Source organism: Aurantibacter sp. (assembly GCF_042094015.1).
Lineage (GTDB): Bacteria > Bacteroidota > Bacteroidia > Flavobacteriales > Flavobacteriaceae > Aurantibacter.
In genome coordinates, this window is the sequence record NZ_JBELDZ010000024.1 from 21,067 (window position 1) to 33,694 (window position 12,628).

A 12,628-nucleotide genomic window follows, 5' to 3' on the forward strand; every position below is an offset into this window, starting at 1 on the left:
CAAAGATATTGTAAAAAAACGAATGCTTATTTAGTTTTTATGTTAAAAAACACAAAAATAAGATGCTTTATAAATCTCTTCTTTTTAATAATAAATAAGATCCATATACAAAAATTGCTGTCCAAACCAATACAATTACAATTTCATACCAATGCACAGCATAATCGAAGTTAAATTTTTCTCCAACTTGATTTGCTACTGCTTTTACAGCTCCTAATCGTGTTACAGGTTCATCTATAAGGTTCCATAATGCTTTGAATGGTAAAAATTGATAAATAGCGTCTGCTTTAGCTCTACTATCCAGATAGTTAACAACAAATATAAAACTGAAAAATTCAACAAAGAAATATAGAATAATTCCTCCTACAGCAAATGCAGATCTCTTTATAAGCATTCCGAAAAATAATCCCATTGAGAAAAAACCAATTAATTTTACAAAAAAGGCAAACAAATATTCAAGGCCAGAAAACACATGATAAGTTTCCGTTATACTAGAAAAACTATAACCTAAGATTATGGTGATAATAAAAATAAAAATAGTTGAGATAAAAGCTAATATTAGTACAGTTAAGAATTTAGATGCTATAAATTCTTTTTTACTTAAGCCATCAATTAAATTTTGTTTAATAGTTTTATTGCTATATTCATTGGCAACCATAGAAACTATAACTAGTAGTAGGAAAAATTTTAAAAACGCAGTAAAAAATGTATTAGAATGCCATATATATGGGAAATTAAAAATTCCTTGTTCTGCTAAGTCAAAATGAATTGGTCCAATATCAAATTTAACAAAAGCTAAAAGTGTAATACATGTTAATAATGCAAAATATGTTATAATTAAAACTTTACTAGCTCTATTATTCCACAATTTTATAAATTCTATTTCTAATAAACGTTTCATACTATTTGTTTTTGCTAGTTAATTGTAAAAATTGTTCTTCTAAACTTTCTTTTCTTTTTACTAAATGCGTTAATATGATATTGTCATTAAAAAGACGTTTATTCAATTCTGATGAAGACATGTCTTCTTTTAAATGTGCAATAAGTGTTTCGTTAGAAATAATTATTTTTTCAATTTCTGGGAATTCAGATAATTGAGTGTTTAAATTAGTTAAATCATCACTTCTTAGTTCAAAGAACCCAAATGTAGAAATCATTTCATCTACGCGACCAGTATAAAGATTTTCACCTTTTCTTAAAACTACAACATGAGAGCATACTTTTTCTACTTCATCAAGTAAGTGAGAAGCTAATAATATGGTGGTTCCTTGACTTGCTATTTTTTGAATAATTGCTCTAATTTGATGAATTCCTTGTGGATCTAAACCATTTGTAGGTTCGTCTAAAATTAATATTTCAGGATCATTAAGTAGGGCAGACGCAATAGCTAAACGTTGTTTCATTCCTAAAGAAAATGTACTAAATTTGCTATGTTGTCTATCCAATAAACCAACTAATTCAAGTTTTTCTTCAATTTTAGATTCGCTAATACCTTTAATTTTACAAACTAACTTTAGGTTTTTATGAGCAGTCATATAAGGATAGAAATTTGGTCTTTCTATAATAGCTCCAACTTTTTTAAGAGCATTATGTGTGTCTACCTTTCCTTCAAACCAACTAAATTCTCCACTAGTTTTATTTACAACATTTAGCACAATACCAAGTGTTGTAGATTTTCCACTACCATTTGGCCCTAAAATGCCGTAAACATGCCCTTTTTTTATAGTAAAAGATAAATTATTAACGGCAGTTAAATTGCCATATTTTTTAGTTAGATTCTTAATTTCTAGTATGGTTTCCAAATTAGCTATAATTTTAGTTATAATCTTTAGACGATTTATTATTTACTTTGTTACACTACTTTAACAGAATATTTAGAATTATACATTATATTGTTATTATTTTTGTTTAACAATATTTATAGTTAAATAAACAAAAATATGAAAACCTTAAAAAACACATTCAAAATTTTAACTGCTTTCACCTTACTTCTGATAGTGAGTTGTAGTGATGATGATAATACATTAGTATTAAATCAGCAAACGTCTAAAACCTACGATTTAAGCTCAAGTAGTGTTAATAATGTAAGTGGAACAGCTAAATTTATTAAAAACTCTAATGGTTCTGTAACTTTAGAATTAGACCTTAATAACACACCTATTGCAGGTATTCATCCAGCACACATCCATTTTAATACCGCAGTAGAAACTGGAGATATTGCTATAGATTTAGGAGATGTAGATGGCGCAACTGGACAAAACAGTACAACATTCACTACATTAGATGATGGTACTCCTATAACTTATGAAGAAATGATTGATTTTGATGGATACATTAATGTTCATTTAAGCTCTACAGACTTAGGAACTATAGTTTCTCAGGGAGATATTGGTCAAAATGATTTAACTGGAGATAGTATTTCTTACGATTTAGACGAAGTAAATACTTCTGGCGTGAGTGGAACAGCACAATTTTTTAAGCGTGTAAACGGTGAAGCATTAGCTGTTTTAGATTTAACAGGAACATCTATTGGAACAGATCATTTAGCTCATATTCATATGAATGATGTTATAACTACTGGCGGAATTGCTCTTACATACAATAATGTAGATGGAGAAACAGGAATGAGTTACACTAATGTTTCTCAATTAGATGATATGACTTCTTTTTTATATGAAGATGTTCTAACCTATAACGGCTATGTAAATATTCACTCGAGCACCACAGATTTAACTATTGCAGCACAAGGAAATATAGGTTCTAATGATGGAGTAATTTCTACACCAGAAACAATTAGTTATGATGTTTCAAATTCTGGAACTTCTTCTTATAATTTTACAGGAAATGGATTAACAGCAGCAGCAAATCCGAACCTTACTTTTATTAGAGGAAATACTTACATCTTTAATTTGAATACGCCAAGTCATCCTTTTTTCATTAATTCAACTCAAGGAACAGGAACTACAAACGCTTACACAAGTGGAGTTACTGGAAATGGTAATGTTTCTGGAACATTAACTTTTGTTGTACCTATGGACGCACCAGACACCTTATTTTATAATTGTCAGTTTCATGGAGTAATGACTGGAACTATTAATGTTACAGATTAATTTAAATAGTTAAATTAATAAAAAAGACCAATCTATAGATTGGTCTTTTTTATTTGAAAAGGATTGTATAGTTATTTTTTCTGTCCAACTAATTCAGCTATTTTACAAATAACTTCAGTAGCTTTTATCATACTTTCTACAGGAACATATTCGTAGCGTCCGTGAAAATTATGTCCACCGGCAAAAATATTAGGGCAAGGTAATCCCATGTAACTTAGTTGAGATCCATCTGTACCACCACGAATTGGTTTAATTAATGGTATAATATTTAGTTGTTTCATAGCTTCTTCTGCTATGTCAACAATATGCATAACAGGTTCAACTTTTTCTTTCATATTAAAGTATTGATCTTTAATTTCTATAGAAACAACTTCTCTTCCGTATTGTGAATTTAACTCGTTAGTTAATTTTTGCATCATTTCTTTTCTAGCTTCAAAATGTGCTTTATCATGATCACGAATAATGTATTCTAAAATAGTTTCTTCAACTTCACCTTTAATACTATATAAATGAAAAAAGCCTTCGTAACCTGAAGTATGTTCTGGCACTTCTAATTTTGGTAAAGAATTCATATACTCATTTGCTATATACATAGAGTTTATCAGCTTTCCTTTAGCGTAACCAGGATGGACTATTTTACCTTTTACTTTGACAATTGCTCCAGCAGCATTAAAATTTTCATATTCTAATTCGCCAATTTGACTTCCATCCATTGTATAAGCCCATTCTGCTCCAAATTTTTCAACATCAAATTTATGAGCGCCACGACCAATTTCCTCATCTGGTGTAAACCCTACACGAATTTTTCCATGTTTAATTTGTGGGTTTTGAACTAAATACTCCATAGCCGAAACTATTTCTGTAATTCCAGCTTTATCATCTGCGCCTAAAAGCGTTGTTCCATCTGTAGTAATAATGGTTTGACCTTTATATTGTAATAAATCCTCAAAATAATCTGGAGATAAAATAATGTTTTCAGCTTTATTTAAAAGAATCTCTTTTCCGTCGTAATTATCAATAATTTGTGGTTTTACATTAGCACCTGTGAAATCTGGAGTGGTATCAAAATGAGAAATAAAACCAATTGTTGGAACTTCGTAATCTAAATTACTTGGTAAAGTTGCCATAATGTAAGCGTGCTTATCTATAGTAACATCTTCTAATCCAATTGCTTTTAATTCATCTACTAAAGCATTTGCTAAATCCCATTGTTTAGCAGTACTTGGTGTAGTATCACTTGCTGGGTCAGATTCTGTATCTACAGTTACGTATCCTACAAAACGTTTAATTATATCTTCTTTAGAAATCATTTTTTTAAATTTTAATCAGTTTCAAAGTTACAATTTTAAAGGTTTTTATCATTTTAATTGCTCACTTTTTTAAGGTGTAGTATTTTTGCATAAATCTACACAGATGTATAAATCTATATTAAGACCTATATTTTTCTCTTTTGATCCTGAGAAGATTCATTACTTCACTTTTTCTTTAATTCGTTTTTTTAGTAAAATACCAGGAATGACTTCATTATTTAGAAGCTTATATATGGTAAATGATAAAAGTTTAGAACGTAACTTATTTGGGTTAACTTTTAAAAATCCTGTGGGTTTAGCAGCTGGATTCGATAAAAATGCAGTTTTGTATAACGAATTAGCTAATTTTGGATTTGGGTTTATAGAAATAGGAACAGTAACACCTTTGGCTCAAGACGGAAACCCTAAACAGCGCTTATTTAGATTAAAATCTGATAAAGGTATTATTAATCGTATGGGTTTTAATAATGAAGGTTTAGAACAAGCTATTGTTCAGTTAAAAAAGAATAAAGGAAAATTAATTATTGGAGGAAATATTGGTAAAAACACACAAACCAAACCTGAAGATTATACAGCAGATTATTTAACTTGTTTTAATGCATTGCATCCTTATGTAAATTATTTTGTGCTTAACGTAAGTTGTCCAAATGTTGGTAGTCACGCTAAATTAACAGATAAAGATTATTTAGAAGAATTAATTTCAACAGTTCAAAAAGCAAATAATTTATTTGATAAACAGAAACCAATTTTACTTAAAATAGCGCCAGACTTAAACGAGATTCAGTTAGATGAAATTATTGAATTGGTTGCAAATACAAAATTAGATGGCGTAATAGCAAGTAACACATCTATAGACAGATCTGGTCTAAAAACAACTAAAGAACAATTAGAAGCTATTGGAAATGGTGGTGTAAGTGGACAACCAATTAAAGAAAAAAGTACAAAAACTATAAAGTATTTAGCTACAAAAAGTAATAAAGCATTTCCAATTATTGGAGTAGGAGGAATTCATTCTGAGAAAGATGCTTTAGAAAAAATTGAAGCAGGAGCAGATTTAGTACAAATCTACACAGGCTTTATTTACGAAGGTCCAAGTTTAGTAAAGCGAATTAATAAAGCATTACTTAATAATTAGTTTTTTAGTGATTGTAGTTCCGTTTACTGTATTAATTTTAAACAAGTAAATTCCCAATTTTAAATCTGAAACATCTAAGACAGAAGTTTTAGAACTATTAATTTGTAGCGTTTTAATTTGTCTTCCTAGAATACTATAAATCTCTATTGAATTTACTGTAGAATTACCAGAAACACTTAAAGTCACTTTACCATTAGTAATAGGATTTGGAAATGAATTTACCTCATTTTCTTGAGTCTCAAAATCGCTAGTACTTAATGATTTTTGCGTTAAAGTTAAAGTTCCAATTTTATTACCATTAAAAGGAGAAGAAGTGATTTTTGTAATTACTGTTGGACTATTTGGCATATTAGAAGCTGTATAAGTGTTCCCAGAATCTGTTCCTGCATCGTACATAAAAACATCTATTGTAAAAGTTGTTTTCCAAGCTGTGTTAGTATCGTTTCTTAAGTTTAAACTATTTATAGAAACAAACCAATCTGGACTTGGTGCAATCATACTAATTAAAGTTAAATAATGAAATTCTGTTGTAAACTCTATATCAGATATTAATGTGCTTTGATTATATCCCAAAATTTGCTTGTTAAGCCATTCTTTGGTTGTAGTATTGGAAGTTACTTCATTTTCAAATTCAGTTTTAGCACCTAATTCAGCAACATTTTTCACACCAGTACTTGCTAAAGTTCCAGTTTCTAAATACGCGTTTTCACTACTATGAACGCCACCAACTAAAGAACTCCAATGTGCGCTTGGCGGAATACTTTCGTGTTCTGAGGCATTCCAAGTGCTTGTAAATGTAATATCGTATATAGCTGAGGTTTGAGCATTAACCGGATTTTGGGCACAAAAGGTAATAAGGGTAAGAAAAAAAGTAAAGTTTCTCATAATACTAAGTTTTGTTTTTTGACGATTAAATTCTAAAGTCCTTACTTTAATAAATAGATAAAATTTATAGTTTCAATTTTATTATAATTCAACTATTTTTGTTTTATGGATTTCAATCTTTTAACTTCATTTGTAATTGCAACAGCAGTGCTAGCTATATCTCCTGGACCAGATAATATTTATGTGATAATGCAGAGCATTGCTCACGGAAAAAAGTTTGGTTTGGCAACAGTTTGTGGGTTAATTTCTGGTTGTATAATTCATACTACAATTGTAGCTTTTGGAGTTTCTGTTTTAATAAAAGAAAACGATTGGTTGTTTATTGGTATTAAATTATTAGGCGCATTTTATTTACTGTTTTTAGCTTACAAAGTCTTCAAAAGTCCAGCAGATTTTTCGGTAGAAGGTAATGGCGTTCCTAAAAAATCATTATTGCAATTATTTAAACAAGGATTTATAATGAATGTTCTAAACCCTAAAGTATCATTATTTTTTCTATCATTTTTCCCTGCATTTTTATTTAGTTCAACGTTAAGTACTGTTATTCAATTTTATGTTTTAGGAGGAGTATTTATGCTAACATCTTTTGTTATATTTTCTGGATTAGCTTTATTGTCAGGTAGTATTTCAACTTATTTAAAGCAGAGTAATTCTGTTGGAGTGATTTTAAAATGGCTTCAAATTATAGTATTTATATCTATTGCTTTGTATTTAGTTTTTAGTGAATAAGTTTTAAAAGAAAACGTTTTTGTAAATCCACCAAATGACTATATTTGAGCCAATGAAACCACAAGTTAAAATTATTGAATGTCCAAGAGATGCTATGCAAGGTATAAAGCAATTTATTCCAACAGCTCAAAAAGTACAGTATATTCAATCTTTATTACGTGTAGGTTTTGATACTATAGATTTTGGAAGCTTTGTATCTCCAAAAGCAATTCCTCAAATGGTAGATACTTCTGAGGTTTTAGCACAATTAGACTTATCAGATACTAAAAGTAAACTTTTAGCTATTATTGCAAATACGCGTGGTGCAGAAGCAGCTTGTAAGCATCCCGAAATTAAATATTTAGGTTTTCCTTTTTCTATTTCGGAAAATTTCCAAATGCGTAATACACATAAAACTATAGCACAATCTATAGTTACACTACAAGAAATCCTAAACTTAGCAAATAAGCACGGAAAAGAAGTGGTTGTTTATATATCTATGGGGTTTGGTAATCCTTATGGAGATCCATGGAATGTAAATATAGTAGGTGAGTGGACAGAACGCTTAAGTAAAATGGGGGTAAAAATATTATCTCTTAGCGATACTATTGGTAGTTCAGATCCAGAAAGTATTTCTTATTTATTTTCTAATTTAATTCCTCAATATTCTAAGATAGAATTTGGCGCACATTTACATACCACACCAACTACATGGTTTGAAAAAGTAGACGCAGCTTATAGAGCTGGTTGTTTACGTTTTGATGGTGCAATCCAAGGTTTTGGTGGTTGCCCTATGGCAAAAGACGAATTAACAGGTAATATGCCAACAGAAAAGTTATTGTCTTACTTTACATCTAAAAAAGTTAATAATCTTAATCCTATGCCATTTGAAAGCTCTTATAACGAAGCTTCAAAGATTTTTAAAACATATCATTAAACATCTAATATATTCCGAAATAAAAAAACTCATACCAATATGATATGAGCTTTTTTAACTTATGCTTTTTTTAAAACTGAAATTCTAATCCAGCGTAAGTTCCAAAAGGATGGCCTGGTCTTAATCCTGCTGGTAAATGTGACACTGCATACTCATTATTCAATAAGTTAATAATATTAGCTGTAGCACTTAATTTAGGCGTAATTTTATAACGACCAGATAAGTCTAATACAATTGCGGATTCCACTTTTTGGTTAGCAGGTATGTCTCCACTTCCAGAAACAGTTCTAAAGGCACCATTATATCTTGCGTTTAAATTAACATTGTATTTTGTATGTTCTAAACCTATGCTTGTATTAAATTGATGTTTAGCTATGTAAGGAATTTCATCACCTTCTGTAATAGTTCCCCAAATACTATCATCACTTCCAAAACTATTTAAAAACTCAGAGTCTGTAAAGGTATAACCTAACGTTATTGGTAGTGCGTATGTTGAACTATTCTCTAAGACGTCGTAGTTTAATAACAATTCAATTCCTCTAACAGAAACTTCGCCTGCATTAAATAAGTCTAAGCTTCCTGTTCCACCAGTTGCTGCTAGATCACTACCTAAAAGATTACTATAGTCGTTATAGAATCCAACGAATTCACCTTGTATTCTTTTGTAAGTAAATCTTGTTCCTAATTCGTAATTTATACTTTCTTCAGATTTTTGGCCTTCTGCATTTCCTGGAGGAGAAAACCCTTTGTGTACACCACCAAATAAGGATATATCGTTATTAAATCTGTAGTTAAACCCAATACCAGGAATGACAATATCTACTTTGTTTTCTCTGCTTGATAAATTAGCCCCAGTTCTTGATGGGTCACTGGTTCCAAAATTATCACGTCCTAAAACAATGTTTTCATAACGTAAACCTGGTGTTAGTGTTAAGTTTTTATGTTTAAATTTATACATAGCGTAACCTGCAAAAGCTTTGGCGTTACTAACTCTGTTAGCATCACTACCTTGAGGAGCAGCAGTTGTTAACTGCATGGTTCCGTTGTTTATACTATATCCATCTTTCCATTGGAATCGATCCTCTTCATCATAATGATAACGAAATCCAACTTCTATATCATGGAATGTGTTTTCGCCATAAAAATGATAATCAAATTTAGTTTGTACTCCTTTAGAAATATAAGCTCTATTATTAGCTTTAACTAGTAATGCATCTACATCAGAATTTAAACTTCCATTCGTGTATCCAAAATGAGTAGCATAGTCTTCAGGATTTTCAACAACGGTAGCTATACCAACTTTCTCTCCATTAGCTACAACGTCATTTAATTTGTACCAGTTACGTTCAAATTTATTATAATATGCATTTGTACGAATACTTAAATTTTTACTGAATTCTAGATTATGTGTTACCATAAATTGTAAATGCTCATTGGTCATTTTGTCTTCTTGAGAACTAGCATAACGATCAAACGGATTAGCATCAAAATCGGCTTCAGTTAAACCTAAATAAGTTTCGTTTGATACTTCATCTGCATATTGAAACTTAAACTCTACATTTTGTTGAATTGCTGCATCTTTACTGTTATTTAATCTCAATTTTGCTACTACATCGTTTTTATCAAAACCTGTGTTGGCATCATTTAATAGATTTTTAAATCCATCAGAATTAAAGTTTAAATACTCAATATTATAGCCAATATGCTCTTTGCTATCTCCAACAGAAGCATATAATTGGCCACTATTAAAGCTACCGTAAGAAGCTTTTATTCTGCCAGAAAAAGTATCAGGAATTTGAGTGGATACCAAGTTAATAGCACCTCCAGTTGTAAATGGTCCATATTGTACTTGACTACTTCCTTTTAAAATTTCTACTGCTTGCATACGTCCTACAGATGGAAAATAATAAGCAGCAGAAGCACTATAAGGTGCAGGAGCTATTAATACTCCATCTTCCATTAAACTAATTTTTGAACTACGTTCTGGCGAAGTTCCTCTTAAACTAATGTTTGGACGTAAACCAAAACCATCTTCTTCAACAATTGTTACACCAGGAACAGTTCTTAATACGCGATTAATATCTGTATATCCTAATTTTTTTAATTCTTCTGGAGAAATGTAATAGGCAGATCCTGTTCTGTTTTTTGCAACATATTTGTTACCAAAAATAACGTTTGATTTAATTCGTACTTCGTCTAACTTTTGAATAGAATCTAAAGTTGTTTTTTGAGACTTTTCTTCGTTTTGAGCATAAATTATACTTGTAAAGCATAATAAAATTAGGATTATTATCTGTTTCATTTATTTAGACTGATTAAGAATAAGGTTTGTTTGGATGTGCAAATATAAGTTTCATAATTACTTTTTCAAAGCTTATTTAGAATAAATAAGAACAATGTTTTTAAGCTGTTGATAGTAAATAAGTTATAAATGTTAAATTTTAGATAAGCTTTATCTTTTTCAAAAAAAATATTTAATCGTGAATAAAAAAATGAATTATAGTTTATATAAAAAGTGTATATTTGTATGCAATTATAAAGTAATTGCAAAATGACTGCACACGACAACAAAATTGTAGGAGAAGGACTAACTTACGACGACGTATTACTAGTACCAGCTTTTTCTGAAGTTCTTCCAAGAGAAGTATCTATACAAACAAAATTTACTCGTAACATAACTATAAATGTACCAATAGTGTCAGCAGCTATGGATACAGTTACAGAAAGCGCTATGGCAATTGCTATGGCTCGTGAAGGTGGAATAGGTGTTTTACATAAGAATATGACTATAGAGCAACAAGCTCTTGAAGTTAGAAAAGTAAAACGTGCAGAAAGTGGAATGATTTTAGATCCAGTTACTTTACCACTTACAGCTAAAGTTTTTGATGCTAAACAAGCTATGAAAGAACATAGAATTGGTGGTATTCCTGTGGTTGATGAAAATGGTCTTTTAAAAGGAATTGTAACAAATCGTGACTTACGTTTTGAACACAATAACGATCGTGCGATTGTAGAGGTAATGACTAAAGAAAATTTAGTTACTGCAGCAGTTGGAACATCACTAAAAGATGCAGAAGCTATTCTACAAGAAAATAAAATTGAAAAACTATTAATTGTAGATGATAATTATAAACTTGAAGGTTTAATTACATTTAGAGATATTACAAAATTAACGTTAAAACCATCTGCAAATAAAGATAATTATGGTCGTTTGCGTGTTGCTGCTGCATTAGGAGTAACTGCAGATGCAGTAGATAGAGCTGAAGCTTTAGTTAATTCTGGTGTAGATGCAGTAATAATAGATACAGCTCATGGACATACTAAAGGTGTAGTGTCCGTATTAAAAGCTGTTAAAGAAAAATTCCCGAAATTAGATGTTATTGTTGGAAATATTGCAACTGGTGAAGCAGCCAAATATCTTGTAGAAGCTGGAGCAGATGCTGTAAAAGTTGGAATTGGACCAGGATCTATTTGTACAACAAGAGTTGTAGCAGGAGTTGGTTTTCCACAATTTTCAGCAGTTTTAGAAGTTGCAGCAGCTATAAAAGGATCTGGAGTTCCAGTAATTGCAGATGGAGGAATTCGTTATACAGGAGATATTCCTAAAGCTATAGCAGCAGGAGCAGATTGTGTAATGTTAGGATCTCTTTTAGCAGGAACAAAAGAATCTCCAGGAGAAACTATAATTTTCGAAGGTCGTAAATTTAAGTCTTATCGTGGAATGGGTTCTGTAGAGGCTATGAAACAAGGAAGTAAAGATCGTTATTTCCAAGATGTAGAAGATGATATCAAAAAGTTAGTACCAGAAGGAATTGTAGGTCGTGTGGCTTATAAAGGAGAATTAGAAGAAAGTATTCATCAATTTGTTGGAGGTTTAAGAGCAGGAATGGGTTATTGTGGAGCAAAAGATGTTGAAACTCTTAAGGAAACAGGACGATTTGTAAAAATAACTGCAAGTGGAATTAACGAGTCTCATCCTCATGATGTAACTATTACTAAAGAAGCTCCTAATTATTCTAGATAATTAGTTCTAAATTTAAAATAAAAAAAGCCTAATTAAATTAGGTTTTTTTTATTTTAAATTTTCTAAAGTTTATTGAGCTTGTTGATATTGCTCAATAGCATTTTGATACTGTTCTTGTATTTGATCAAAACCTACAGTAGAAACTGTATAAATAGTATAAGCTAGATATAATACATTTATTATAGTTATTACTAATGCAATAATTTTAGCAGTCTCCATTGCGCTTAATTTCCCTTCATAACTATCTGGGTTTAATTGTACATCTTTTAATTTGCTATTTGCCATAAAATAAGCTGGTGCAGATAAAAATAGTCCGGCTCCACCAAAACAGCAACATAGTAAACCTAAAATTGCTAAAACATAAATTAATGTAGGACTTAAAGATTTTTTCATAAAATTTATTTTATAAGTTTAATTAGAAAACTAAAAATAATAATTATTACTGAAATTATTGCTGAATAATTAATGAGTTTATTAATTAGTTCTTTTTTATAAAAGAGTTTTAAAGCTATTAGAAAT

The 12,628-nt window shown here is 30.2% G+C and carries 11 protein-coding genes; 5 read left to right on the forward strand and 6 right to left on the reverse strand.

The features are described from left to right. Positions 1–67 precede the first annotated feature (67 nt). Both ACFDSN_RS05400 and ACFDSN_RS05405 read right to left on the reverse strand, forming a co-directional pair. Positions 68–901 (reverse strand): ABC transporter permease, encoded by an 834-nt coding sequence (locus ACFDSN_RS05400; RefSeq protein WP_375238815.1) that lies wholly within the window; start codon positions 899–901, stop codon positions 68–70. 1 nt (position 902) lies between these two features. Continuing rightward, positions 903–1,802 carry an ABC transporter ATP-binding protein gene (locus ACFDSN_RS05405; protein ID WP_375238816.1) on the reverse strand — a complete coding sequence of 300 codons (900 nt, stop codon included), beginning with the start codon at positions 1,800–1,802 and terminating at the stop codon, positions 903–905. A gap of 138 nt (positions 1,803–1,940) precedes the next feature. On the opposite strand from ACFDSN_RS05405, the gene ACFDSN_RS05410 reads away from it, so the two are divergent. After that, positions 1,941–3,110 (forward strand): CHRD domain-containing protein, encoded by a 1,170-nt coding sequence (locus ACFDSN_RS05410; protein WP_375238817.1) that lies wholly within the window; start codon positions 1,941–1,943, stop codon positions 3,108–3,110. A 71-nt stretch (positions 3,111–3,181) separates the two neighbouring features. Here ACFDSN_RS05410 and pepT read toward each other — a convergent pair whose 3' ends face one another. Then, the gene (pepT, locus tag ACFDSN_RS05415; protein ID WP_375238818.1) at positions 3,182–4,420 is read right to left on the reverse strand and encodes a peptidase T; all 1,239 of its coding nucleotides are present in this window, start codon (positions 4,418–4,420) and stop codon (positions 3,182–3,184) included. Positions 4,421–4,523: 103 nt separating this feature from the next. On the opposite strand from pepT, the gene ACFDSN_RS05420 reads away from it, so the two are divergent. Continuing rightward, a complete protein-coding gene (locus ACFDSN_RS05420; RefSeq protein WP_375238819.1) occupies positions 4,524–5,555 on the forward strand; it encodes a quinone-dependent dihydroorotate dehydrogenase in 1,032 nt (343 codons plus the stop codon). Here ACFDSN_RS05420 and ACFDSN_RS05425 read toward each other — a convergent pair. Then, on the reverse strand, positions 5,541–6,440 hold the full coding sequence (locus ACFDSN_RS05425) for a spondin domain-containing protein (protein WP_375238820.1): 900 nt from the start codon (positions 6,438–6,440) through the stop codon (positions 5,541–5,543). The two genes, ACFDSN_RS05420 and ACFDSN_RS05425, sit on opposite strands and share 15 nt — an antisense overlap. A gap of 105 nt (positions 6,441–6,545) precedes the next feature. On the opposite strand from ACFDSN_RS05425, the gene ACFDSN_RS05430 reads away from it, so the two are divergent. Then, the gene (locus ACFDSN_RS05430; RefSeq protein ID WP_375238821.1) at positions 6,546–7,169 is read left to right on the forward strand and encodes a LysE family translocator; all 624 of its coding nucleotides are present in this window, start codon (positions 6,546–6,548) and stop codon (positions 7,167–7,169) included. 52 nt (positions 7,170–7,221) lie between these two features. Beyond that, positions 7,222–8,085 carry a hydroxymethylglutaryl-CoA lyase gene (locus ACFDSN_RS05435; protein ID WP_375238825.1) on the forward strand — a complete coding sequence of 288 codons (864 nt, stop codon included), beginning with the start codon at positions 7,222–7,224 and terminating at the stop codon, positions 8,083–8,085. 70 nt (positions 8,086–8,155) lie between these two features. Here ACFDSN_RS05435 and ACFDSN_RS05440 read toward each other — a convergent pair whose 3' ends face one another. After that, complete coding sequence (locus tag ACFDSN_RS05440) at positions 8,156–10,387, reverse strand: TonB-dependent receptor family protein (RefSeq protein ID WP_375238822.1); 2,232 nt, start codon at positions 10,385–10,387, stop codon at positions 8,156–8,158. Positions 10,388–10,636: 249 nt separating this feature from the next. Between ACFDSN_RS05440 and guaB the strand changes: the two genes are divergently transcribed. Further along, positions 10,637–12,109 (forward strand): IMP dehydrogenase, encoded by a 1,473-nt coding sequence (guaB, locus tag ACFDSN_RS05445; protein ID WP_375238823.1) that lies wholly within the window; start codon positions 10,637–10,639, stop codon positions 12,107–12,109. A gap of 69 nt (positions 12,110–12,178) precedes the next feature. Here the strand turns inward: guaB and ACFDSN_RS05450 are convergent, their stop codons facing one another. Next, positions 12,179–12,502, reverse strand: coding sequence for a CCC motif membrane protein (locus ACFDSN_RS05450; protein ID WP_375238824.1), 324 nt, complete (start codon positions 12,500–12,502; stop codon positions 12,179–12,181). Positions 12,503–12,628 lie beyond the last annotated feature (126 nt).